General features: G+C 69.6%; 20 protein-coding genes. 11 read left to right on the top strand and 9 right to left on the bottom strand.

The annotated features are described in order from the left end of the window. Positions 1 to 19: 19 nt before the first annotated feature. Complete coding sequence (locus ACFXGJ_RS09020; RefSeq protein WP_378618007.1) at positions 20 to 865, bottom strand: 3-hydroxyacyl-CoA dehydrogenase family protein; 846 nt, start codon at positions 863 to 865, stop codon at positions 20 to 22. Continuing rightward, positions 862 to 1,602 carry an enoyl-CoA hydratase/isomerase family protein gene (locus ACFXGJ_RS09015; protein WP_378618006.1) on the bottom strand — a complete coding sequence of 247 codons (741 nt, stop codon included), beginning with the start codon at positions 1,600 to 1,602 and terminating at the stop codon, positions 862 to 864. The genes ACFXGJ_RS09020 and ACFXGJ_RS09015 overlap by 4 nt, the downstream gene beginning before the upstream one ends. 120 nt (positions 1,603 to 1,722) lie before the next feature. Between ACFXGJ_RS09015 and ACFXGJ_RS09010 the strand changes: the two genes are divergently transcribed. The 3 genes from ACFXGJ_RS09010 (at position 1,723) to paaI (ending at position 4,860) form a co-directional block, all read left to right on the top strand. Further along, a complete protein-coding gene (locus ACFXGJ_RS09010; RefSeq protein ID WP_378618005.1) occupies positions 1,723 to 2,337 on the top strand; it encodes a TetR/AcrR family transcriptional regulator in 615 nt (204 codons plus the stop codon). Positions 2,338 to 2,431: 94 nt separating this feature from the next. Further along, complete coding sequence (paaZ, locus tag ACFXGJ_RS09005) at positions 2,432 to 4,462, top strand: phenylacetic acid degradation bifunctional protein PaaZ (protein ID WP_378618004.1); 2,031 nt, start codon at positions 2,432 to 2,434, stop codon at positions 4,460 to 4,462. Then, positions 4,459 to 4,860 carry a hydroxyphenylacetyl-CoA thioesterase PaaI gene (paaI, locus tag ACFXGJ_RS09000; RefSeq protein ID WP_378618003.1) on the top strand — a complete coding sequence of 134 codons (402 nt, stop codon included), beginning with the start codon at positions 4,459 to 4,461 and terminating at the stop codon, positions 4,858 to 4,860. Before paaZ ends, paaI begins: the two co-directional genes overlap by 4 nt. 64 nt (positions 4,861 to 4,924) lie before the next feature. Here paaI and ald read toward each other — a convergent pair whose 3' ends face one another. Then, the gene (gene ald, locus ACFXGJ_RS08995) at positions 4,925 to 6,031 is read right to left on the bottom strand and encodes an alanine dehydrogenase (protein WP_378618002.1); all 1,107 of its coding nucleotides are present in this window, start codon (positions 6,029 to 6,031) and stop codon (positions 4,925 to 4,927) included. Positions 6,032 to 6,139: 108 nt separating this feature from the next. On the opposite strand from ald, the gene ACFXGJ_RS08990 reads away from it, so the two are divergent. Then, a complete protein-coding gene (locus tag ACFXGJ_RS08990) occupies positions 6,140 to 6,655 on the top strand; it encodes an Lrp/AsnC family transcriptional regulator (protein WP_378618001.1) in 516 nt (171 codons plus the stop codon). Between the two features lie 34 nt (positions 6,656 to 6,689). On the opposite strand, the gene ACFXGJ_RS08985 is transcribed toward ACFXGJ_RS08990, so the two are convergent. Continuing rightward, positions 6,690 to 8,432 carry a cholesterol oxidase substrate-binding domain-containing protein gene (locus tag ACFXGJ_RS08985; protein ID WP_378618000.1) on the bottom strand — a complete coding sequence of 581 codons (1,743 nt, stop codon included), beginning with the start codon at positions 8,430 to 8,432 and terminating at the stop codon, positions 6,690 to 6,692. 150 nt (positions 8,433 to 8,582) lie between these two features. Between ACFXGJ_RS08985 and ACFXGJ_RS08980 the strand changes: the two genes are divergently transcribed. The 4 genes from ACFXGJ_RS08980 to ACFXGJ_RS08965 all read left to right on the top strand — a co-directional run bounded on the left by ACFXGJ_RS08980 (position 8,583) and on the right by ACFXGJ_RS08965 (position 14,114). Next, positions 8,583 to 10,811, top strand: coding sequence for an MMPL family transporter (locus ACFXGJ_RS08980; protein ID WP_378617999.1), 2,229 nt, complete (start codon positions 8,583 to 8,585; stop codon positions 10,809 to 10,811). A gap of 103 nt (positions 10,812 to 10,914) precedes the next feature. Beyond that, complete coding sequence (locus tag ACFXGJ_RS08975; RefSeq protein ID WP_378617998.1) at positions 10,915 to 12,225, top strand: alpha/beta fold hydrolase; 1,311 nt, start codon at positions 10,915 to 10,917, stop codon at positions 12,223 to 12,225. Positions 12,226 to 12,372: 147 nt separating this feature from the next. After that, positions 12,373 to 13,014, top strand: coding sequence for a YdcF family protein (locus ACFXGJ_RS08970; RefSeq protein ID WP_378617997.1), 642 nt, complete (start codon positions 12,373 to 12,375; stop codon positions 13,012 to 13,014). A gap of 92 nt (positions 13,015 to 13,106) precedes the next feature. Beyond that, positions 13,107 to 14,114 (top strand): NAD(P)H-dependent glycerol-3-phosphate dehydrogenase, encoded by a 1,008-nt coding sequence (locus tag ACFXGJ_RS08965; protein ID WP_378617996.1) that lies wholly within the window; start codon positions 13,107 to 13,109, stop codon positions 14,112 to 14,114. 67 nt (positions 14,115 to 14,181) lie between these two features. Here the strand turns inward: ACFXGJ_RS08965 and ACFXGJ_RS08960 are convergent, their stop codons facing one another. After that, positions 14,182 to 14,805 (bottom strand): hypothetical protein, encoded by a 624-nt coding sequence (locus ACFXGJ_RS08960; RefSeq protein WP_378617995.1) that lies wholly within the window; start codon positions 14,803 to 14,805, stop codon positions 14,182 to 14,184. Between the two features lie 259 nt (positions 14,806 to 15,064). After that, positions 15,065 to 15,838: a hypothetical protein gene (locus ACFXGJ_RS08955; RefSeq protein WP_378617994.1), complete on the bottom strand. Its 774-nt coding sequence runs from the start codon at positions 15,836 to 15,838 to the stop codon at positions 15,065 to 15,067. 324 nt (positions 15,839 to 16,162) lie between these two features. On the opposite strand from ACFXGJ_RS08955, the gene ACFXGJ_RS08950 reads away from it, so the two are divergent. After that, a complete protein-coding gene (locus ACFXGJ_RS08950; protein WP_378617993.1) occupies positions 16,163 to 16,636 on the top strand; it encodes a 2-isopropylmalate synthase in 474 nt (157 codons plus the stop codon). Between the two features lie 43 nt (positions 16,637 to 16,679). Here ACFXGJ_RS08950 and ACFXGJ_RS08945 read toward each other — a convergent pair whose 3' ends face one another. Next, positions 16,680 to 17,159 (bottom strand): hypothetical protein, encoded by a 480-nt coding sequence (locus ACFXGJ_RS08945; RefSeq protein WP_378617992.1) that lies wholly within the window; start codon positions 17,157 to 17,159, stop codon positions 16,680 to 16,682. Between the two features lie 47 nt (positions 17,160 to 17,206). Continuing rightward, positions 17,207 to 18,673: a DUF4185 domain-containing protein gene (locus ACFXGJ_RS08940; RefSeq protein WP_378617991.1), complete on the bottom strand. Its 1,467-nt coding sequence runs from the start codon at positions 18,671 to 18,673 to the stop codon at positions 17,207 to 17,209. A gap of 188 nt (positions 18,674 to 18,861) precedes the next feature. On the opposite strand from ACFXGJ_RS08940, the gene ACFXGJ_RS08935 reads away from it, so the two are divergent. Both ACFXGJ_RS08935 and ACFXGJ_RS08930 read left to right on the top strand, forming a co-directional pair. Further along, complete coding sequence (locus ACFXGJ_RS08935; protein WP_378618016.1) at positions 18,862 to 20,196, top strand: ABC1 kinase family protein; 1,335 nt, start codon at positions 18,862 to 18,864, stop codon at positions 20,194 to 20,196. Positions 20,197 to 20,242: 46 nt separating this feature from the next. Beyond that, on the top strand, positions 20,243 to 20,932 hold the full coding sequence (locus tag ACFXGJ_RS08930) for a rhomboid-like protein (protein WP_378617990.1): 690 nt from the start codon (positions 20,243 to 20,245) through the stop codon (positions 20,930 to 20,932). 96 nt (positions 20,933 to 21,028) lie between these two features. On the opposite strand, the gene ACFXGJ_RS08925 is transcribed toward ACFXGJ_RS08930, so the two are convergent. Beyond that, positions 21,029 to 23,170 carry a thiamine pyrophosphate-dependent enzyme gene (locus ACFXGJ_RS08925; RefSeq protein WP_378618015.1) on the bottom strand — a complete coding sequence of 714 codons (2,142 nt, stop codon included), beginning with the start codon at positions 23,168 to 23,170 and terminating at the stop codon, positions 21,029 to 21,031. Positions 23,171 to 23,299: the final 129 nt, after the last annotated feature.

Genomic DNA, 23,299 nt, shown 5'->3' with positions numbered 1-23,299 from the left:
TCCTGACGACGGCCCGGTCCTACGACCAGGCATGGAATCCCCGACCGGTCTTTCGACCCAGTTCACCGCGAGCCACCTTCTGCCGCAGCAGTTCCGGGGGCGCGAAGCGCGGCCCGAGGGTCTGCTCCAAGTGCTCGGCGATGGCCAGGCGCACATCCAGACCGACGAGGTCCGTCGACCGCAGCGGACCCATCGGGTGCCGGTAGCCCAGTTCCATCGCCCGGTCGATCGACTCGGCGTCCGCGACGCCCTCCTCGAGCATGCGGATCGCTTCGAGCCCGAGCATCACGCCCAGCCTGCTCGTCGCGAATCCGGGCGAGTCGTTGACCAGGACCTCCGACTTGCCGAGGTCCGCGACCCATCCGCGCACCCGGTCGACGACCTCGGGGGCGGTCTCCGGCGCCCGGACGATCTCCACCAGCGCGGACGCCGGGACCGGGTTGAAGAAGTGCATCCCCAGGAACCGGCTCGGGTCTTCCAGTGCGGCACCAAGTTCCGCGATGGAGATGGAACTGGTGTTGCTGGCGATGATCGTCTCCGGGTGCACCGTCTTCGCCACCGCAGCCAGGACCTCGAGCTTGAGCGCGACCAGTTCGGGCACCGCCTCGACGACGAGGTCCGCCGTCGCGGGCAGTTCGTCGATCGCCCCGACCGTCGTCACCCGGGCGAGGATCTCCGCCGGCGCCGCGTCGAGCTTTCCGCGTTCGTGTGCGCGGTCCAGGCCGTCCGCGACGCGCCGATGGGCGGCCGCGGCGTCACCGGTCTCGGCGATCACGACATGCGCTCCCAGCATCGCGAACACCTGCGCGATGCCGGCGCCCATCCGGCCGCCGCCGACCACGCCTACCGTTGCGGGACTTGTCATGTCGTCTTCTCCAGGAATCGAGTCATACGGTCGTGCTTGTCCGCGCCCTCGAAGAGCACGGCCTGCGCGAGGTCGTCGGAGAGGGGGTGCGCGCCGGGGGCGTCGAGCACGGCCTTGGTCAGGCGCAGGGCCAGCGGCGAGGACCGGCCGATCCGGTCGAGCACCCGGTGCGCGGCGGCGAGCAGGTCCCCCGGCTCGACCACCTCCATCACCAGCCCGCAGGTCGACGCGGCGCCGGCATCGAGCAGTCGCCCGCCGAGCAGCACCTGCCGGGCGATCGACATCCCGACCAGCCCGGGCAGCCGGTAGCTGGCGCCCGCCGCAGCGATGATGCCGAGACCCGGCTCGGGGTTGCCGAACACCGCGCGCGATGTTGCGATCCGCATGTCGCAGGCGTAGGCGAGCTCGGCGCCGCCACCGAGCGCGTAGCCGTCGATTGCCGCGACGGTCGGCATGGGCAGCGCCGCGATGCGGTCGAAGAGGTTGCGGTTGATGCCGGCCAGGGCGTCGTCTCGACCACGCGCGCGCAGCTCCGCGATGTCGGCACCGGCAGCGAAGTCACCACCCGCACCGGTGAGCAGCAGCAGCTTGGGCGCCCGCTCGAGCCGGGCGCAGACCTCGTGCAGTTCACCGATCATGGCGGCACCGATGGCGTTGCGTTGCGCCGGGCGGTCGAGGGTGACCACCAGTCGGTCCGGTTGTTCGTCGACCGTCAGGGCGATGGGGGCTGCTGCCACGTCGGACTCCTTGCACCGTTGGTCCTTCATTAATAACCGAACCTTCGGTCGGTTGGCAACCCCTCGTTCGCACGTCGTGTCGAGTAACCGGCATCCACCGAGGCCTGAGAGTATGGCGGCATGAGCACGCGTACCCCCCGCCGCACCGGCCAGCCCGGACGCCCCGGCTACGACCTCGACTCGCTGCTGTCCGTCGCGGTGAAGGTCTTCAACGACCGCGGGTACGACGGCACGAGCATGGAGGCGCTCTCCCAGAAGCTCGGCATCAGCAAGTCGTCGATCTACCACCACGTGTCGGGCAAGACGGAACTGCTGCGCCTCGCCCTCGACCGAGCCCTCGACGCGCTGTTCGCGGTGACCGAGGAGGAGCTCACCACCTCCGGTCCCGCGATCGACCGGCTCGAGCACATGGTGCGTCGCAGCGTCGAGGTGCTCGTCGACGAGTTGCCCTACGTGACCCTGCTGCTCCGGGTGCGGGGCAACACCACCGTCGAACGGCGCGCGCTGGCCCGCAGGCGCGAGCTCGACACGTTCGTCGCGAACCTGGTCGTGGACGCCGCGGCCGAGGGCGACCTGCGGCCGGACATCGATTCGGCCCTGACCAGCAGGCTGCTGTTCGGCACGGTGAACTCGCTGATCGAGTGGTACAACCCGCAGGTCGGCGGATCCACCGAACGGCTGGCGGACGCGGTCGTCGCCATGACCTTCGACGGTTTGCGCACCACCGGGGACTGACCCGCCGAGGCCCCGAGCCCGCGGACACTTGACAGCTCCGCGGCTTCGCGCGATGGTAATTACCAACCGAACGTACGGTGGGAATGGAGATCCGATGAGCAGGAAGCTGCAGAGCTACGTCCAGGGCAAGTGGTACACCGCCCCGGACGAGGGCACGCCCCTCGCGAGCGCCGTCGACGGCACCGAGGTCGCACGCATCTCGGCCACCGGGCTCGACGTCGACGGCATGCTCGACTACGCACGCACCGTCGGCGGCCCGGCGATCGCCGAGCTGACCTTCCACGAGCGCGCGAGCCGACTCAAGGAACTCGGCCTCCTGCTGATGGCCGGCAAGCAGGAGTTCTACGACCTTTCCGTCGCGACCGGCGCTACCACCCGCGACTCGGCGGTCGACATCGACGGCGGCTTCGGCACCCTGCTGAGCTACGCCGGCAAGGGCAAGCGGGAGTTGCCCAACGACACCGTCTACCTCGACGGTCCGCCGGAACGGCTCGGTCGCGGCGGCACGTTCGTCGGCCAGCACGTCTACACCGCGCGCAAGGGCGTCGCGGTGCAGATCAACGCGTTCAACTTCCCGGTCTGGGGCATGCTCGAGAAGCTGGCGCCCGCGTTCCTGGCCGGTATGCCCTCGGTGGTCAAGCCCGCCAGCCAGACCGCCTACCTGACCGAGCTGGTGTTCCGCCGGATCATCGAGTCCGGCCTGCTGCCGGAGGGTTCCGTGCAGTTGCTCTGCGGCAGCGCCCGCGGGGTCCTCGACCACCTCGGCGGCCAGGACATGGTCGGCTTCACCGGTTCCGCGGACACCGCCGCCACCCTGCGCAGCCACCCCAATGTGGTCGGCGAGGGCGTGCACCTGGGCGTCGAGGCCGACTCGCTGAACTGCTCGATCCTCGGCGACGACGTCCAGCCGGGCACCGAGGAGTTCGAGCTGTACGTCAAGCAGCTCGTCACCGAGATGACGGTCAAGGCAGGACAGAAGTGCACGGCCATCCGGCGTGCGCTGGTCCCCACCCCACTGGTCGACGACGTCATCTCCGCTGCGCGCGAACGCCTCTCGAAGATCGTCGTCGGAAACCCGGCGAACGACAGCGTCCGGATGGGCCCACTTGCGAGCCTCGAGCAACGCGACGAGGTGCTGCGCGCGCTGCGCGGACTGACCAAGTCCGCCGAGATCGTCGTCGGCGATCCGGAGAACTTCGAGGTGGTCGGCGCCGACGCGGTCACCGGAGCCTTCCTTCCTCCGATCCTGTTGCGCGCCAACGCGGACGCCACCGAACCGCACGACATCGAGGCATTCGGCCCGGTGTCCACCGTGATCGGCTACGACGGCATCGAGGACGCGATTGCGCTCGCCGCCCGCGGCAAGGGCAGCCTCGTCGCGTCGGTGATCACCCGCGATCCCGCCATCGCCCGCGCCCTGGTGCTCGGTCTCGCCCCGTTCCACGGCCGGGTCCTCGTCCTCAACCGCGAGGACGCCAAGGAGTCCACCGGCCACGGGTCGCCGCTGCCCACCCTGGTGCACGGCGGGCCTGGCCGCGCGGGCGGTGGTGAGGAACTCGGCGGCATCCGGGGAGTACTGCACCACATGCAGCGCACGGCAATTCAGGCGAACCCGGACATCCTCACCGCCGTCGGCAACCGCTGGGTCACCGGGTCCGCGCAGCCGGTCGGCGACGTGCACCCCTTCCGGAAGTGCCTGGCGGAACTGCGGCTGGGCGACACCGTCGTGGCCGGACCGCGCGTGGTCACCCTCGAGGACATCGACCACTTCGCGGAGTTCACCGGCGACACCTTCTACGCCCACACCGACCCGGCCGCCGCCGCCGCGAACCCGCTGTTCGGCGGGATCGTCGCTCACGGCTACCTGGTTGTGTCGCTGGCGGCCGGCCTGTTCGTGGAGCCCAACCCGGGCCCGGTGCTCGCAAACTTCGGCGTCGACTCGCTGCGGTTCCTCACCCCGGTCAAGGCCGGCGACGCGCTGACCGTGACGCTCACCGCGAAGCAGATCACCCCGCGCACCAGCGCCGACTACGGCGAGGTGCGCTGGGACGCGGTGGTCACGAACCAGAACGACGAGGTCGCCGCCACGTACGATGTGCTTACCCTGGTCGCGAAGACGGCATGACCGGCGGCACAGCGGGCGACCTGGCACGGGAGATGTTCGCGGGCGATCTGGCCTCCGCCGCGCTGGGCATCGAGGTCGCCGAACTCGCGCCGGGTCGCGCGGTCGCCACCATGACCGTCACCCAGACGATGGTCAACGGACACGGAATCACCCACGGCGGGTTCGTGTTCACCCTCGCGGACACCGCGTTCGCGCTCGCCTGCAACGGCTACGGGGTGCCCGCGGTGGGGGCCCAGGCGGACATCCGGTTCGTCCGAGCCACCCGCCTCGGCGACACCCTGACGGCCGTCGCAACGGAACGAGCACGCTACGGCCGCAACGGAATATACGACGTGACCGTCACCTCGTCCGATGCACTCGTCGCCGAGTTCCGGGGCACCAGCCGAACCACGCGCTGACGCACCTGTACGCGATCTGCACCCCAGTCGGGGTACAGATCGCGCACAGTCGGCGTAGCCGAGTTCAGCCGGCGAGGGCGTGCGACCGGTAGCCGTGGGCCTCGGCAACGGCGGTGGAGAGCAGCTCGCCGTCATGCACGCTCAGGCCGGCCGCGAGCGCGCGGTCGGCCGCGGTGGCCCGGCGCCAGCCCAGGTCGGCGATCTCGAGCACGTACGGCAACGTCGCGTTGGTGAGCGCGAAGGTGGACGTGCGGGGCACCGCGCCGGGCATGTTCGCGACGCAGTAGAAGACCGAATTGTGCACGCGGAAAGTGGGTTCGGCGTGGGTGGTGGGTCGCGAATCCTCGAAGCAGCCGCCCTGGTCGATGGCGATGTCCACCAGGACCGAACCGGGCTTCATCCGGGACACCAACTCGTTGGACACCAGCTTCGGCGCCCGCGCTCCGGGAATCAGCACGGCGCCGATCACCAGGTCTGCCCCGAGCACCGCCTGCTCGAGTTCGAGCCGATTCGAGGCCACCGTGCGCACCCGGCCGTGGTACTGCGCGTCGATCTCACGCAGCCGCGCCGGATTCAGGTCCAGCACCGTGACGTCGGCGTGCATGCCCGCCGCGATGGCCGTCGCATTCTGTCCCGCCACCCCACCGCCGAGCACCACCACGTTGGCGGGGCGCACGCCCGGAACCCCGCCCATCAACACTCCCCGGCCACCCGAGTTCGTCATCAGGTGGTAGGCCCCGGCCTGCGGCGCGAGCCGCCCAGCGACCTCGCTCATCGGGGCGAGCAGCGGCAGCGACCCGTCGGCTGCCTGGACCGTCTCGTAGGCGATGGCCGTGGTGCCCGAGTCGACCAGCGCATCGGTGCACTCGCGCGAGGCGGCCAGGTGCAGATAGGTGAAAAGCACCTGATCCCTGCGGAGGCGCGAGTACTCCTCCGCGATCGGTTCCTTCACCTTCAACAGCAGTTCCGCCTCTGCCCACACGTCCGCTGCGTGGGGGAGGATCCGCGCCCCCTCCGCCCGGTAGTCGGCGTCGGCGAAGGACGAACCCGCGCCCGCCTCGGTCTCGACGAGCACCTCGTGCCCGTGGGCGACTAGTTCGTGGACGCCGGCCGGGGTGATGGCGACGCGGTACTCGTGGTTCTTGATCTCTCGGGGAATTCCGATTCTCATCTGTGGTGTCCTCGGGGGTGGGAGACGGCGCGATCGGCGCCGACACCAGTATGAATTTCCTCGTGATTCATGCCTAGAAGCCTGGCGATAATTCTCTAGAATCGATCTATGGCAGCCGACAATTCGGCATCGCGACCGAATACCCCCGGCCGACCGAACGATGTTCGGCAGACGCGCCTGGACGAGACCGACCACGTGTTGCTCGCACAGCTCACCCGCGACGCCCGCACCCCCAACAACGCGCTGGCCCAGATGGCCGGAATCGCGCCGTCGACCTGTCTGGCCCGTGTGCGTTCGCTGGTCGAGCGCGGCGTGATCCGCGGGTTCCACGCCGACGTCGATCCCGCCGCACTCGGCCGCGACCTCGAGGCGATGATCTCCGTTCGGCTGCGCGCCGACGCACGCCCCCACATGGCGCAGTTCGCCGACCGGATGTCCGTTGTCCCCGAGGTGCTCGACGTCTACTTCATCGCCGGTGCGGACGACTACCTCCTGCACGTGGCGATGCGCGACACCGCCGCCCTACGGGACTTCGTGCTCGACCACTTGTCCGCACGACCCGAGGTCGCGGCGACGGAGACCATCCTGGTGTTCGAACACATCCGGCCACGCCCGGGCACCTAGGCCCTCGGCTCGGCCGCCGAGGACCTAGGGCGGATCACGGAAGAAGTTTGTCCAACAACGGATTTGAGAACACCCGATGCGGGTCGTGCGCGTTCAGTGCCGCCCGCGCCGAGTCCCAGTCGTCGCCTGCGGGCGCACCGGCCCGGTACGTCTCGGGGATGACGGTCTCGATCGTCTCGCCGTCGCTGAACCCTGCCTCGTCGGTGAACGCCCAGCCCTTGGCCCACTCCGGGCGGAACGTCGCGTAGTCGCCGCTGTAGTTCGACCGCATGAACCGTTCCATCTCACGGAAGTAGGCGGCCTGCCCCGAGGTCCCCGGCACCCCCACCACGTTCATCCAGATCGCGGTGTCCCATTCGGGATGGTCCGGGCGCGGGCGCAGGGCGGAGATGGTCGGCGGCCCCGCGGTCTCCACCACCACCTCGGACTGGTCGTCGAGGCCGCACAACCGAACCTCGAAGGGCCCGTTGATCGGGTACTGCCCCTTCGCCTGGAGGTCCCGCTGGCGGGAGTTGTGCCAGGTCGTGAACTCGTTGATCACCCGGGCGATGTTCGCTCGCCTGGTGATGACGACGCCGCCGCCCGCGGTCATCCGCAGGGTGGTGGCGCGCAGGTAGAACATCACGTCCTTCGACCAGCCCCACAGGTCCGCGGTGCCGGTCGCCGCCAGGCCCGCCGCGATGGTGGCGAACTGGGCCTGCCCGAACAGGGGGGTCGCGGACCCGATCCCGCGGGTGATCTGGCCGAGCGGGTCCGTGACCGCCTTGGGGATGCTGTCGGAGTAGGGGTAGTTGTACGGCCCGGTGACCTCCCGGGACTGCGGGGGCTTGACCGCGGTCGGGGTCCACACCTTCAGCCAGGGCGTCTCGGTGAAGGGGAACCAGATCGCCTCCACCCGCCCGGAACGGGCGACGTAGCTCTCGAAGGTCCGGCCGGGAGAGCCTGCCGGAGCAAACAACTCACGCCAGGGAATGTCCATGACGGACTCGCAGCGCAGCCGGTAGTTCGCGCCGGCCTGCAGGGTCACCGAGGTGACGAAGGTACGGCCGAGATGGGTCAGCAGGGGCCGGATCGCGGGATCGTCGCGGCGGAACTCCCGCAGCACGTACTCGCCCTTGCCTGAATCCCACACCACCGCGGTCAACGCGGTCACGAGGTTGCTCAGCGAGCCGAACGAGGCGCCCGGAGCGGCCTTCTCGCCGTCCGCGGGAAGCGTGGCGCCGTGCGCGTCGATCGCCAGGACACCCGCGATGGACAGCTCCCCGATGGCGGGCGAGTTCGCCCAGCCGAGGCCGTGGTTCTGCAGTTCGCCGAGGACCGCGCCGACCATCGCGCCGGGGCCGGCGGTGACGGTCGAGCGCCCCGCGTCGGCGGACGCGTTGACGGCGATCGAGTTCAGCCGGGTCAGGGTGTCCACCAGGACCACCCGTTCGACGTTCTGGCCCGGCACCAGGGTCAGCGGGCTCCAGCCGTGCATCGTGCCCCGCGCCCGCAGCCGGTACCCGGTGGCGTGCGCCCAGTTCGCCAGCCGGACCACGTCACTCGCGTCGCGCGGCGTGCACGTCCACACCTGGTCGAACACGATCTCCTGGACCCAGTTCTCGTAACCCTGCTGGAACAGTGCGATGCCGTCGGGGAAGCCGGGCGGCACGGGCAGCGTCGCCCGGGGATCGGCGGAGGACAACGCGTGCGCCGGGGCCCACGCGAGTCCGGTCAGCGCGGTCGCGCCCGCGGCCGCAGCGAGGAACCCCCGCCGGGAGAGTTTCTGATCAGTCATGCGGGACAACCTAGGACATTTACGAGTCCACTGGCATCGAAATGTGGTCGATTGGGGGAGACCACCGCGCAGACCGCGCTGCAGGCCGCTCGCGCGTGGTGTACTGGACCGCATTGGCGTTACCCGAAATGCACATTCGGAGGAGACCCAATGACCGACACCGACCTCGATACCGAACCCGCCCCCGCCGGGCCCCCATCCGTGCGGCGGGGTTGGCCGGTGGTCGCGATCATCGTGCTCGCCGCGTTCGCCTTCCTCACAGGTCTCGCCGGCGGCTCGTTCCAGGGCAAACTGACCGAGGTCCAGAAGAACGACAACGCCTCGTACCTGCCCAGCTCGGCGGAGTCCACCGTCGTCGCCAACGAATCGGCGAAGTTCGTGACCGTGACGACGATTCCCGGTTTCGTCGTCTTTCACCGCGACAGCCCGCTGACGGCGGAGGACAAGGCCTCGATCGCCCGCGCACGGGAGGCCGTCGCGGCGGTCGACGGGGTCGACAAGTCCGGCATGACACCCACCCAGTACTCCGCGGACGGCACCACCGCCTCGCAGTACGTCCCCCTCGTCGCCAAGTCGAACGGCACCGACATCGAGGGCGACGTCCTGGCGCAGAACGAGCAGAACGTGATGGACGCGGCAAAGTCCGCCGCGACAAGCGAACTCGAGGTACTACCGGCCGGGCCGGGCGGGCTGCTGGTGGCGTTCATCGACGCATTCCAGGGGCTCGACGGCGCCCTGCTCGGCGCCGCCGTCCTCGTGGTCATCGTGATCCTGCTGATCGTCTACCGCTCCCCCGTGCTGTGGTTCTTCCCGTTGCTGTCCGCGGTGCTCGCCCTCGGGCTGTCGTCGATGGTCATCTACGTGCTCGCCAAGAACGACCTGCTGACGCTCACCGGCCAGAGTCAGGGCATCCTCTCGGTCCTGGTCCTCGGCGCGGGCACCGACTACGCCCTACTCCTGATATCCCGGTACCGGGAGGAACTGCACGCCTACCCCAACCGGTTCGACGCGATGATCCGGGCGTGGCGCGAATCCGCCCCCGCGATCAGTGCTTCCGCGCTCACGGTGATCCTGGGACTGCTGTGCCTGAGCTTCTCCGAGCTCAACTCGAACAAGAGCCTGGGACCGGTCGCGGCGATCGGCATCGGCTGCACCTACCTGGTCATGATGACCTTCCTGCCGGTGTTCCTGGCCGTCGCGGGCCGTTGGGTGTTCTGGCCTCGCATTCCGCGCGTCGACCACGCCGCCGACCTGGCCACACACGGAATGTGGGGCCGGATCGCGACGGCTGTCGGGCGACGCGACCGACCGGCCTGGATCGGCGCCACGGCGCTGCTGATCGTGTTGTTCGCGGTCGGCATCGGCAGCCTGCAGACGAACGGCCTGACCAGCACGGAGAACTTCACCAACAACCCCGACGCGGTCCAGGGCCAGCAGATCTACGACGCCAAGTTCGATCCCGGCACCGGCGCGCCCGCCGTGATCACCACCAACGCCGATCGGCTCGACCAGGTGATCGCCGTCGCCAGCACGGTGCCCGGCGTGGCCACCGAAACCGGCTCGGTATGCCTCCAGGTGGACTACGCCAAACTCGCCGAACTCGCCAAACTCGGCACCGCACCGGTCGCCGGCGGTCCCGAAACAGGTTGCCCACCATCGATACTGACGGTGCAGCCGATCGACGGCCGCACCATCGTCAACGCCACCCTCGCCGACTCCTACGACTCCCCTCAAGCCCTCGACACGGTCACCCGGCTGCGCGAGGCCGTGCACGCCGTTCCCGGTGCCGACGCGCTGGTCGGCGGCAGCTCGGCCACCACCGTGGACGTGCAGGCCGCATCGGTGCGCGACCGGAACCTCATCATCCCGATCGTGCTGGCGGTCATCTTCGTGGTGCTCGCGGTGCTGCTGCGGGCCCTCCTCGCGCCGCTGATCCTGATCGCGACCGTGGTTCTGTCGTTCGCCGCGACCCTCGGTGTGTGCGGGTTCTTCTTCACGCACGTCTTCCACTTCGCGGGCGCCGACCAGGCGTTCCCCCTGTTCGCGTTCGTGTTCCTCGTCGCCCTCGGCATCGACTACAACATCTTCCTGATGACCCGGGTCCGCGAGGAGTCCCTCACGCACGGCACTCGCGCCGGCGTCCGGCGCGGGCTCGCGGTCACGGGTGGCGTCATCACCTCGGCGGGCGTGGTCCTCGCCGCGACCTTCGCCGTGCTCGGCGTGCTCCCGCTGGTGTTCCTCGCCGAGATCGGATTCGCGGTGGCGTTCGGTGTCCTGCTCGACACGATCGTGGTGCGCAGCGTGCTGGTACCCGCGCTCTCGCACGACATCGGCCGCGCCATCTGGTGGCCCTCGACGCTGGCCCGCTCCGGCGACTAGCCCGGCCGGCCGGCCGGAATTCAGGGTCTTCCCCGATGCGGTGACCGGCGGGGCCTCTACGGTGAGCCTCGGCGTGGTTACACCGGACGGTGGGGAGGCACGAGTGACCGCAGTGCAGCGGGGGTGGCGCCGTGTGATCGGCGGCGTGCTGGTGGTCCTGATCGGTGTCGTCGTGGCGGCAGCCGCAGGAATCGCGGCGGCGACGGGGGCCGCGGCCCTCGTCGCCGTGCCGGCAGTGTTCCTGATCGGCGGGCTGGTCGTCTTCGCAGCAGTGGTGTTCGGCACCGCGTTCGCCGGATTCCGCCTGCTCCGCATCGCACGCCCGCTCGCGAGCGCAACCGTGCTCGCGGTGGCGGCGTCGACCCTGATGGTGGTCGGGGCGGGCATGACGGTGCTCCGGCCGTTTCCCGTACAGAATGCGGCAGCGGTGCCGTCCGAGGTTCGGTTCTGGGACCTGTCCACGGGCTCGCGCATCGCGTACGTCGACGCACCCGCGGCACCCGGTTCCCCGCGGCGCGGGACGCCCGTGATCTTCCTGCACGGCGGTCCGGGCACTCCGGGTGAGGGCATCCCCGTCGGCGGGGCCGAACTCGCCGCAGCAGGGTTCGACGTGTACGCGTACGACCAACTGGGGGCGGGACGCTCGAGTCGACTCGACGACGTGACCGGGTACACGGTCGCGCGGCAGGTGGCGGACCTCGAGGCGATCCGAAACACCCTCGGCGCCGAACAACTCGTCCTCGTCGGCCGGTCGTGGGGAGGTTCCCTCACCGCGCAGTACCTCGCCGCGCACCCCGACCGGGTGGCGAAGGCGGTGTTCGTGGCACCGGGAGCGATCTGGGGCGGCGGTTATGCCGACGGGGAGGTCGGCGAACCCTGGCACGACCTGTCGCCGGATCAGCAGTCGCGCTACGACGAGCTGACCAGCAGCCCGCGCGTGCTCGCCCAGGCACTGCTGATGGCGGTCAACGCGAATGCCGCCCACGCCCTGGTACCCGACGCGGAGGCCGACTCGTGGATGCACGCCGTCGCCCTCACCGGCCGCGACAACGCGTCGTGCGCGCACACGGTCACCGTGCCGCCGCACGACAATCCCCAGGGGTTCTACGTCAATCAACTCACGAACGCCGACTTCGCCGAGAACCCCGATCCGCGACCGCAACTGCGCGAGGCCGAAGTGCCATCACTCGTCATGGCCCCGCAGTGCGACTTCATCCGCTGGGCGGTGACCCGCGAGTACCGCGACGTCCTGCCCGAGGCGACACTCGTGGAGGTTCCCAACGCCGGACACGCCGTCTCGACCGACCAGCCGGCCACGTTCGTCGCGTTGCTCCGCGCATTCGTCCTCGACGAACCGCTGCCCCTGCCGGCCTACACCGCGGCCGAACCACCACCCGGACGCTGGACCCGCTGACACACGAGCTGTCACATTCGGGGCCCGGCGGACGACACACGGTGGTAACGGAACCTTCGGAAGTATCACGAATTTGCGGAACCTACGGCACACTCGATGGCGATTGCCACCTCCTGTAGGGACCTCACCGACTCGAAATGGAGTGTCATGTCGTCACGTTCGTCAACCGGTCGATCACGTCGATTCCTCGCCGCCGCTGTCCTGGCGGCCGCCGCAGGTGCGGCACTGCCCGCCACCGCCAATGCCGACGTCACACCGACCACGCTCGTGAACGGCGTGCTCTCGACCGTCGGCGGCTGCCAGACCCCCTTCCGCGAGGTGATCCTCACCTGCACCCGGTTCGAGACCCTGACACCCCAGTTCCCGGTGGTTCTGGACCTGAATCCGTTCGGCACCAATATCGTCGCGCTGGGCGCGGGTCTGCTCCCGGACGGCAGCATGCGACCCCTGCTCGTGTCTCGGTTGGAGGCCACCCTGCAGGTCGCCCACCGCTACCCGCTGTCCCCGATCATCGTCAGCGGCGGGGTGCCGCAGAACGGGATCACCGAGTCCCGCGCGATGCGCGACTGGCTGATCGCGCACGGCATCCCCGCGTTCCGGATCACCGAGGAGTACACCTCGCGGTCGACGGTGGAGAACGCACAGAACACCAACGTGATCCTCGCCCAGCGTGGCGCCACCAGCGCCGTGGTGGTGACCTCGCCCGACCATCTGCAGCGGGCCATGGTCGACTTCCGGGTCGCGGTGGGTGGTCGAATCCCGATCGCCGGTGTCGTCGCACCGTTCTGACCCGAGTTCGCAGATTCGCCACCGAACCGGCTGCCGTGGTGGAAATCTGAAGCCATGACGGCACATGTCGATCACGCGCAGGATGTTCGCTGATGTCCCGGCCGGTGCGGGTGGTGGTGCTGGGCGCGGGATCGTGGGGCACGACCGTGGCGTCGCTTGCCGCGCGGAACACCCCCACCCTGCTGTGGGCTCGGGAAACCGACGCCGCCGACGAGATCAACACCGAGCACCGCAACACCCGATACCTCGGTGACCACCTGCTGCCCCCGGACCTGCGGGCCACCACCGACATCGTCGAGGCCGCGAACGCGGCGGACGTCCTCGTCGTGGGGGTGCCGTCGCACGCGGTGCGGGAGACACTGAGCGAGATCTCCGACGAGGTGCGGGCGTGGGTGCCGGTGCTCTCGCTCGCGAAGGGCCTCGAGCCGGGGACCCGACTGCGGCCGACCGAGGTGATCTCAGAATGTCTGCCCGGTCATCCCGTGGGGCTGCTGGCCGGTCCGAACCTCGCGAAGGAGATCATCGCCGGCATGGCCGCGGCCTCGGTCGTGGCCACGGAGGACGAACGGGTGGCCGCCGCGCTGCAGCCGCTGTTCGCGTCGCCGGTGTTCCGGGTGTACCGCAACACCGACGTCCTCGGCTGCGAGCTGGGCGGCATCCTCAAGAACATCGTCGCAATCGCGTCTGGCATGGCCGACGGGCTCGGCGTCGGCGACAACACCCGAGCCATGGTGCTCGCCCGCGGACTCGCCGAGATGATCCGGCTCGGTGAGGCGATGGGCGCGCACCAGCGCACCTTTGCCGGGCTGACCGGCGTCGGCGATCTGATCGCCACCTGCATCAGCCCCAGTTCCCGCAACCGACGGGTCGGCGAGTATCTCGCCAAGGGGATGACGCTCGAGCAGGCCGTCGCGGAGTTGGGTCAGGTCGCCGAGGGAGTCAAGACCGCACCGACGGTGATGGAACTGGCCCGCGACCACGGCGTCGAGATGCCGATCGCCGCCGAGGTCGAGGCCGTCGTCGCCGGCCGCCACTCCCCCGCGGAGGCGTACCGCGGCCTCCGCCGAATCGCCCCCGGCGACGAGGACGACCTGGTCTGAGCGACGAGGGCCGCCCGGGAGTTCCGGACGGCCCCGTCTCGACCGACACTGCTCGGCAGTACCCCGATCAGCTCGCGAAAGTCGGAGCGACGGATCCCACGAGGTCGAGCTTGACGCCCATCGCCGGCCAACTCTGCTCGGCCATGCCTGCCACGTCCAGGGCGAGGCCGCTGTCGAAGATGCCGGTGCTGAAGCCGACGGACTTCACCGAGTACGTCACGTCGAAGGTGACGGTCTTGTTGCCGATCGCCGAGACCAGCCAGCCGGCTGCATTGCTGACCGCGACCCCGGCGTTCGCCGACGCGTTCGCTGTGACGTACGCGGTCGTCATCGCGCCGTTCTGCCAGGACGTCACCTTCGCGGTGCCGTCGACATACAGGAGCGCGACGGGATTCAGGTCGACGAGCTTGGTGATCAGCCGGTCCGGACCGGCGGTGGCCGAGATCGTGGTCCGGTACGTCACCTGACCGTTGACCGCGATCTGATTGCTCCCGACGATCGCCTTGGTCACGACGAGGTTGTCGACGGTCACGGTGGCCGAGGCAGGAATATCCGGGACACTCGCCGTGGACCCGAAGTCCGACAGAATCGAACCAGCGGACGCGGTGGCCGCTGTCGCGGCGAGACCACCGGCGAGCAACGAGGTGGCGGCGACAACGGACGCGACGCGACGCATCGTGGTACGGGACATTCAGAATCTCCATTCGTAGGGTAGGAACACGGCGCCTCGGCCCCCGAGCTCGACGAACGTGCGTCGCGCCATCGTATGGACGCGCACAGCTTCCCGTCGGAGAATCAATAATGTTGCAGCACTTGACTATTCGTTTGGATTATCAAATGCCAGTTCCTGGGTTTGCCCTCGGATAGCCGAGCATCGGATGGACAAGGCCCGGCCCCGGATACACGAAAGGGGCCGCCCGGCACGCCGGACGACCCCTTCGGTAGTGCTACTAGCTGCCGTTCCCGATGACGCCGCTGATCACGTCGGCCACGAATCCGGCCGGGTCGGTGATGATGGCAGAACCGGCGGAACCAGTACCGCCCTCGGACGAGCCCAGACCCAAGTCCGCAGAGCCGCCGGTCAGCCCCTCGACCAGGTTCGCCGAACGGATGGTGGCGAAGACGCCCATCGGGTTGAACTTCTGGGTGGTTGCGAAAGCAAAGACGTCGAAGGAAAGGCCGCTGTCGAGCGCGGTCCCGACCTTGGCACTCGACGGGACCCGGTAGGTAACCTCGAGGGTGAGGGTCGCGTTTCCGATCACGGAGGTCCGCCAGCCGGAGTTCGCAACCGTCAGGCTGTTGTCCGCGGCGTTCACCACCGGGGTGACCTTCGCGTCCTGCTGGCCGTTGAACAGGCTCCAGGCGTTGACCTTCGCGCTGCCCTCGACGTACTCGAAACCTGCCGGGTGGAAGTCCGTGATTTTGGTGATGGACCGGTCGAGACCGCTGGGCACAGAGAAGGTGGTCCGGTAGGTGACCTTTCCGCCCGGCGCGACGGTGCCGTCGCCGACGACCTGCTTGGTCACCAAGATGTTGTCGGCCTTCTTGGTGGCCGCGTGCGCCTTCTGCTCGGCGGGCGGGGTCGCCGTGCCCGACGAGCCCGCGCTACCGAGGTCGACGGAGCCGGCGGCCGCGGCGGTGCCCGCGCCGAGGGTGAGACCGCCCGCGAGCAGCGCAGCAGCGGCGACGACGGATGCGGCGCGGCGCATCGACTTACGTGACATGCAGATCCTCCAGGTGAATGGAACACGTGCACGACGGTTTGCTGCCGAAACGCTCGACCCCCGTCGCGTGCGCGTTCTTTATATCGGACAAGCGTCCAACTTCATGTCCGTTTTGCGAATGACATCCGGTGTGGCCTCGGTCACCCGGTGCCGGCGTCGAGGAGGCCGAATTGTTGCGCAAGCTCACGAAGACGCCTACTGTGGCGCCCATGAAGCGCATCCTCGTAGTTCGCCGCCGTAGCGGGGTCTGATTCGGACCGACCCCTCGCTGCGGGTCGTTGAGCTACGAGTTGGTCCTCCCTTCATTCCAGGAAGACCGCTTCGATGAACACTCTCCAGGCTTTCCACTCCAGCACCCCCGCAGACCCGTTCGCCTCGCGCTACGGCACCCCGCTGCCCCGCGAGATGCGAGCCGACTGCGCCGGAATGAGCTGGCGCACCTTCCTCGCGACCTACTCGCCCACGAACGGCCCGGTCCGGTTCGGCCGCTGGTCAGTCACCCCGCTCGGCGCCGGGAACAGCGAGTACAAGGCCACGCTCGGACTCGGCGACACCATCCGCCAGGCGACAACCGTCGCCGGCGGCCCGGTCTCGGCGCTCACCACGATGCTGTACGAAGCCGGGTTCCAGCTCGAGATCCTGTCCTTCCACCAGATCCGCGTCGCGGGCGGTCGCACCGCCACCTTCCTGCTGTGCGAGCACGCCGGCCGCACGCACTGGGCGCTCGGCATGGGCGACACCGCGACCGAGTCGTCCATCGAAGCGATGATCGCGGGCGCGAACCTGCTGCACGGCTGACAGCGGCGGCGGTGACCACCCCGCTATCGAGGAGTCCTGCGGTTCAGGGCATCTCGACGGTCTCGGCGCGCGCGATCTCCGCGATCGCCCGGCGCAGGTACCCCGACGCGGGGGCCTGCGCCGTCGACAGCAGGTCGGCCAGCACGACCAGCGCGTGCCTGGCCACCGCGAACCGATCCTGCGGTCCGCTCTCCTCGTCGGGGTCGGTGAGCCCGAGCGCACCGGTCAGTACCGTGACCAGCAACGGAACCTGCAGGTCGGGCAGCCACGTCGTCGCACCACGCGCGCAGCGCTCGAGCGCCTCCTGAACGGACTCGCCGGTCAGCCCGTCCGGGTGCAGGTCCTCGAGTACTTCGCGGACCATCGCCGAGTGCACCGCGCGCACCCGTTCGAGGTCGAGAGGCCGCAGCTTCTCGCACGACTCCTCGAAGGCGTCTCGGTCGGGAACACGAGCCGCGGTCACGGCCTCGTCGGTGGCGGATGCGATGTCGCGGGCGGCCCGCGGCCATTCGGTCGGCCACATCGTCTCGATCGTCTCCTCGAATCAGTGGCACCGAATTCGCTTGATTCTCACTGCAGTTCGGCGCGCATCAGAAATACGTTGTAGTCAGACCACGTCGACACCGTGAAGTACAGCTCGTTGTCGGTCGACCACGGGTGGATGAACCCACCGTACAACTCGGGGAATCGGTCGATACCGACGAGCGGCACCGACGGCGACCACGTGCCCTGCGGGGCGTCCGACTCACGCAGGGTGATCGCCGTCTTGGCGGTGTCGAGGTAGGTCATCTGCCACCGAGCACGCCCCTCGTCGTACCGGACCGACAGCTCCCCCGCGGGCCCGTTCAGGATCGGCGTGGCGGAGGCCGGCCCACCGACCGCGGTCCAGTTCCCGTCGCTCCAGTACTGGTACGCCGACTTGTTCAGCACCTGATCCACGGGCACACGCGCCAGCCCGATGTCACCGAGCCTGGTGTTGGGCGTACCGAACATGTAGACGTACCCACCCTGCGGAACCATCGCCGACACCTGGAAGCGTGCCAATCCGAAAATGTTGTCCCACTGCGCATACGGGTCCTTCGTCCAGTTCTGGCCCCCGTCGTCCGAGTAGGCGATTCCACCGTGGTTGGTGAACATCGTGCCGGGAATGCTGTTCCAGGTGCGGATCGACATGTAGCTCAGGTACTGCCGGGAACCGATGGCGAAGCCGGAGGTGGGGATCGTGGTGATCTCCACGTTGTCGAGTTTGCGACTGTCCAGAATCTCCGCGGCGTGGCATCGACTGTCCTGCACCATCGAGTCGAAAGTCATTCCGTCCGAGAGGTTTCGGTCGGTACTGAACGCGAGGACGTTGCTCCGCCAGTCCTCACCCTGCCCGCCCGGCGGATGAAATCCGCGACCGACGGTGTCCCCGAAGGCCACCGCCACCTTCCCCGGCTCGCTCTCCCACATGATCCCCAGATCGGTCCCGTTCACCTGCCAGCGCTTGTCGGTGCGGTTCACCGAACTCGCTCCGGTCTCCTTGGCGACCGTGGTCACCGCCCCGACCTTCGGCGCGGGACGGGCCGCGGCGAGGGTGGCGTGCTCGGTGACGGGGTGCACCAGCGGCGGTCGCTCGGGCAAGGGTCCGCCGTCCGGCCCCGGTACCGGGATGCCCAGGTTGAAGGGGGTGAACCTGACGCCGATCTGGGGCACACCCAGATCGCTGGACAGGCTGCCGGGGAGCTGGTCCGCCCCGTCCGTGAGATCCGGGCACGGATCGGTGCACGGGTTCGTGGGCAGCGCCGGCGCCGCGATCCGGGTGGTCGGCGTGACCGGCGCGGGATACGGCACCTGCGTCACCACCGGGAACGGAATAGGCACCTCGAGGCGCTCGGGCACCACCGATGCATGGGTCGCGGGTGGGTCGGTCGAGCAGGGGCCGGTACCCGGCGCCCCGCCCGATCCCGGCTGCGCAACTGCACCTCCCTGGCCCCCGAACACCCCGACCCCCGCCACCACGACGAGAACAGCGACCCCGACCACACTTCTGCGCATGAATCCTCCTCGGGGATCAGCGTGCACCATCGGAGGCCGTCCATCGCGGAGGAGGATCGACGTTTCTTCGTCACACCCCTAGGCTGTCGGGCTGGACCAGAAGCGAGGTGTAGTCCGTGCCCGAATCCCTGCCCTGCCGGGTCGGCCCGTATTCGTCGGGGCCGCCGCAGGAAGCACTGTCCGTGCACATGCCCCGGCTCGACCGGTTCGGCCTGGCACAACTCTGGCGCGCGCTGGTCGTCGGTGCGGTCATCCTGGCGTGCGCTCTCTTCGCCCTGGTCACCAAGCCGCTCACCCGACGGGAGATGGGCTGGGCGGACGCAGCCTCCGAGGGCGTCGTGAACGCGTTCGAGGCGCTCGGCCCGACGTTCGTCAAGCTCGGGCAGTTGATGGCCTCGTCCTCCGGGATGTTTCCCGCCCCGCTGGCCAACGCCTGCCTCCGCTGCCTCGACGACGTCCCGCCCGTCCCGGCCGAGCAGGCACGGGCGGTCGTCGCGGCAGACCTCGGCAGGCCGGTCGAGGAGTTGTTCACGAGCTTCGACGACGAGCCGCTGGCGGCTGCCTCCGTTGCCCAGGTCCACGCCTGCGTGCTTCCGGACGGAACGGAAGCCGTCATCAAGGTGCAGCGACCCGGCATCTACCGGCGGATGCTGATCGACCTGCGCACGGCGTACTGGGGTGCCCGGATGCTCGAACGCTTCGCCGAGTTCTTCCGCATCGCGAACGCGACCGCCATCATCCGCGACCTGCACAACGCGACCATGACCGAGCTCAACAGCGCCGTCGAGGCGGACCGTCAGACCCGTTTCCGCGACGCGCTGTGGGCGTTCGGCGACAACCGCGGGGTGACGGCGCCCGAGGTGTACTGGCCGTACTGCGGCCCGCACGTGATCTGCATGGAGCGGATGCACGGAACCCCCCTCGACCGAATCGAGGCCGACGGCACCGCCGACACCCAGTTGCTCATCCGTCGCGGCGTCAAGGCATGGATGGAATCGATCCTGGTGCACGGCCCCTTCCACGGCGACGTGCACGCAGGCAACCTGTGGATGCTCGACGACGGCCGGATCGCGATGCTGGACTTCGGCATCGTCGGCGAGCTCCCCGAGGTGTGGCGGACGATCCTGCGGGACATGTTCTACGCAACGCTGATCGACGGCGACTACTCCCGGATGGCCCGTCGCATCCGCTCGCTCGGCTACACCGCCGACGTCGCGGCCACCGACGAGGAGATCGGCAGCCAGGTCGCCGCGGTCCTCGCTCCGGTGTTCGCGCGCGACCTCGCCGAGCTCCGGCTCAGCGACCTCATCATGAGCCTGGTCCAGATCGGCAAGCAGTGGGGTGTGGCCAGTCCGGAGGAGCTCGTCCTGTTCGGCAAGCAGCTCGGCTACTTCGAGCGCTACGCCACCCGGCTCGCACCGGGCTGGGTGATGGGCAGCGACCTGTTCCTGTTCAAGAACGTCTTCCCGGAAGCGGTCGCGAAACGATCGGCCGAACTCGGCGTCGCCCTCCCCGAGGATTGACCTCGCAGCGGGCGCGGATCCGGGCCGCGTAGGTCACACTGGTGGGATGGCGGCCACGGCCAGGCAACGACTCGCAGCGCTCCCCCACGCCGTGTGGGCGTACATCCGGCGCGCCCCCGGCACCTTCATCTGGCTCGCCATCCTGCTCGTGACCACGATCGTGGTGAACCATCTGTCTCCCGGCGCCGAGCGACACGTGCTCGGCAGCCGGTCGACCAACCTGCACCACCTTCGGGAGGATCCATTCCGCGTGCTGGTGACCAGCGCGTTCTGGCTCTCCGGTGGCGGCTGGATCACCTATTTCGTCGTGTTCAACATCTTCCACGTGCCCGCCGAACGCTGGCTCGGGACGCTGCGCTGGGTGTGCGTGTGCGTGATCGCGCACGTGGGCGCGACCTACCTCAGCGAGGGCGTCCTGTACTGGGCCATCCACGACGACCGCGCCCCGGCCAAGGCGGCCTTCACCCTCGACGTCGGGGTCAGCTACGCGCTCGCAGGCGTGGTGGCGGTGCTGACCTACCGGATCGCCAAGCCGTGGCGCTATCTCTACCTCGCCGGCGTCCTCGTGTTCTTCGCTATTCCGCTCTTCTCCGAGGCGACGTTCACCGATGTCGGACACCTCTCGGCCGTGCTGATCGGCCTCGCCTGCTACCCGATCACCCGGGCCCGGCCCAGCGTGTGGGATCCGGTGGCGGCGGCCCGCTCGATGATCCGGCATCCCCAGCCGGCCGGCTGAATCTGGCCGTCACCGCCGCGAGCAGGGCACCGCACGGGAGACTGGTCTACTGACCAACACGACGCGGTCCTGCCACGGCCCGATCGGACCCGTTGGCTATCGCCGAACCAAGTCGATCGCGGCCGCCTCGATCTGATGTTCCGTGAGCAGAACCAACCGGGCCGCGTCCCCGAGCGGGACGAAACTGTCGGCGCTGGCGACCCGGGCCATCGCCCCCGTGAACCCGCCGTCGACGAGGGCGGCCAGCACGCCCTCGGACACGCCGCCCGACGCCCGGGTCTCGTCCGCGACGAGGACCCGACCGGTGGCCCGCGCCTCCCGCAGCAGGTCATCGACCGGCAGCGGGGCCAGCCACCGCAGGTCGAGGATCCGGGCCCGGATCCCCTTGCGCGCCAGTCGTTCGACCGCCCTGAGACTCAGGAACAGCCCGTTGCCAAAGGTGACGACCGTCAGGTCCGCGCCGTCACCGTAAGTGCGTCCCGCACCGACCGGCGCGTGCGCCTCGGCGTCCGGGTAGCGCGCCAGCCAGGCCCCGTCGCCGGGTTCGTACAGGTCGCGGGTGTGGTATCGCGCGATCGGTTCGAGGAAAACGCACACCGCGCCGGACGTCCGGGCGGCCGCGGCGCAGGTGTGCAGCATCGCGGCCGCGTCATCCGGCCGGGCCGGGGAGGCGACGACGACACCGGGGACGTCGCGGAGCACAGCGACCGCGTCGTCGTTGTGGAAATGCCCCCCGAATCCCTCCTGGTAGCCGTAGCCGGCGACACGCACCACCATCGGATTGCGGTACTGCCCGGCGGAGAAGAACCCCAATGTGGCTGCCTCACCGCGGATCTGGTCCTCCGCATTGTGCAGATAGGCGAGGTACTGGATCTCCGGGATCGGCAGCAGCCCGGCAAGACCGGCCCCGGCCGCCAGACCGAGGATCGCCTGTTCGTCGAGGAGGGTGTCGAAGACTCGCGCGGAGCCGAACCGGTCGGCGAGACCGCGGGTCACCCCGTACACGCCACCCTTGCGGCCGACGTCCTCGCCGAAGACGATCGCACCGGGCTCGGCGGCGAGCACGTCAGCCAGTGCCCGGTTCAGCGCCCGCGCGACGGTCAGGGGTTCATTCGATCCCGTCGCCGTCCCGGGGGATTCACGCAGATGTCGCACGTGCCCCGCGACCACCGCAGGCGCCGGACCGGCGAGCGGCGCGACCACCTCGGCCCTGGTGCGCAGCGGCGACGCGCCCGCCACAGCGCGCTCGGCGCGCTCGACCCGCTCCCGCACCGAGTCGTACCGGGCGAGTACTTGATCGGGCGACAGCGCGCCGGCGGCGACGAGCAGCCGTGCGGTCCCGATCAGCGGATCCCGGTCGAGGTCCGCCGCGATCGCGGCGGGCGCGCGATACGCGGACTCGACGTCCGAACCCGCGTGCCCCAGCAGCCGGACGACGCTCAGGTGCAGGAAGGCCGGCCGCCGGTGTACCCGAACCCATTCCGCGGCGCGGACGGCGGCGTCGTGGGCGTCGGCGAGGTCGCATCCGTCGGCGGCGAAGTACTCGAGCCCCGCCCGCCCCGAGTACGCGGCGGCGATCCAGCCGGGGGTGGACGGCACGCTGATGCCTAGGCCGTTGTCCTCGCACACCAGCAGCAACGCGAGCGGCAGTCCGCGATATCCGAGGTTGGCCGCAGCGTTGATCGCCCCGACCGCGGTCGAGTGGTTCGCGGAGGCGTCCCCGAAACTGCAGACGGTGACCGCGTCCGCCGGCCACCCGGAGTCCACCCCGAGCCGGCCCGCCCGCTCGACCGCGAACGCCAGGCCCACCGCCCGCGGCAGGTGCGAGGCGATGGTGGAGGTCTGCGGGATGACCGACAGGTCGTGGCGGCCGAACACCTTGTGTCTGCCGCCGGAGATCGGGTCGGCCGCAGCGGCGACGACGCCGAGCAGGACGTCCCGGACCGGGTCCCGGCCGCCGGCCTGCCGGGCCCGCTCCAGGAAGAACGCGCCGGAACGGTAGTGCAGAAGTGCCGGATCCGTGGGCCGCAGGGCGGACGCGACCGCCGCGTTTCCCTCGTGACCGGCCGAGCCGATCGTGTAGTAGCCGCGACCGAGGGCCCGGAGCCGGCGCGCCGCGAGGTCCAGGTGCCGGCTGCCGAGTTGCGCGTCGAACAGCTCGAGGCACCGGCGGACGGTCAGCGCCGACCCGTCCCGGATCGGGTCGGACGCGGCACGCGCGTTCGCCGGCACCGTCATCTTGCGGACGGCGCCGGCGAAGTGCTCGGCCGTGGGAGCGGAGCCTGCGGAGCGACCCGTGTCGGCAGGAGCGGAGCCTGCGGAGCGACCCGTGTCGGCAGGAGCGGAGCCTGCGGAGCGACCCGTGTC

This window comes from Rhodococcus sp. NPDC059234, assembly GCF_042754225.1.
Taxonomy (GTDB): Bacteria; Actinomycetota; Actinomycetes; order Mycobacteriales; family Mycobacteriaceae; genus Rhodococcus_G.
This window is presented reverse-complemented; position numbering and strand designations above follow the sequence as displayed.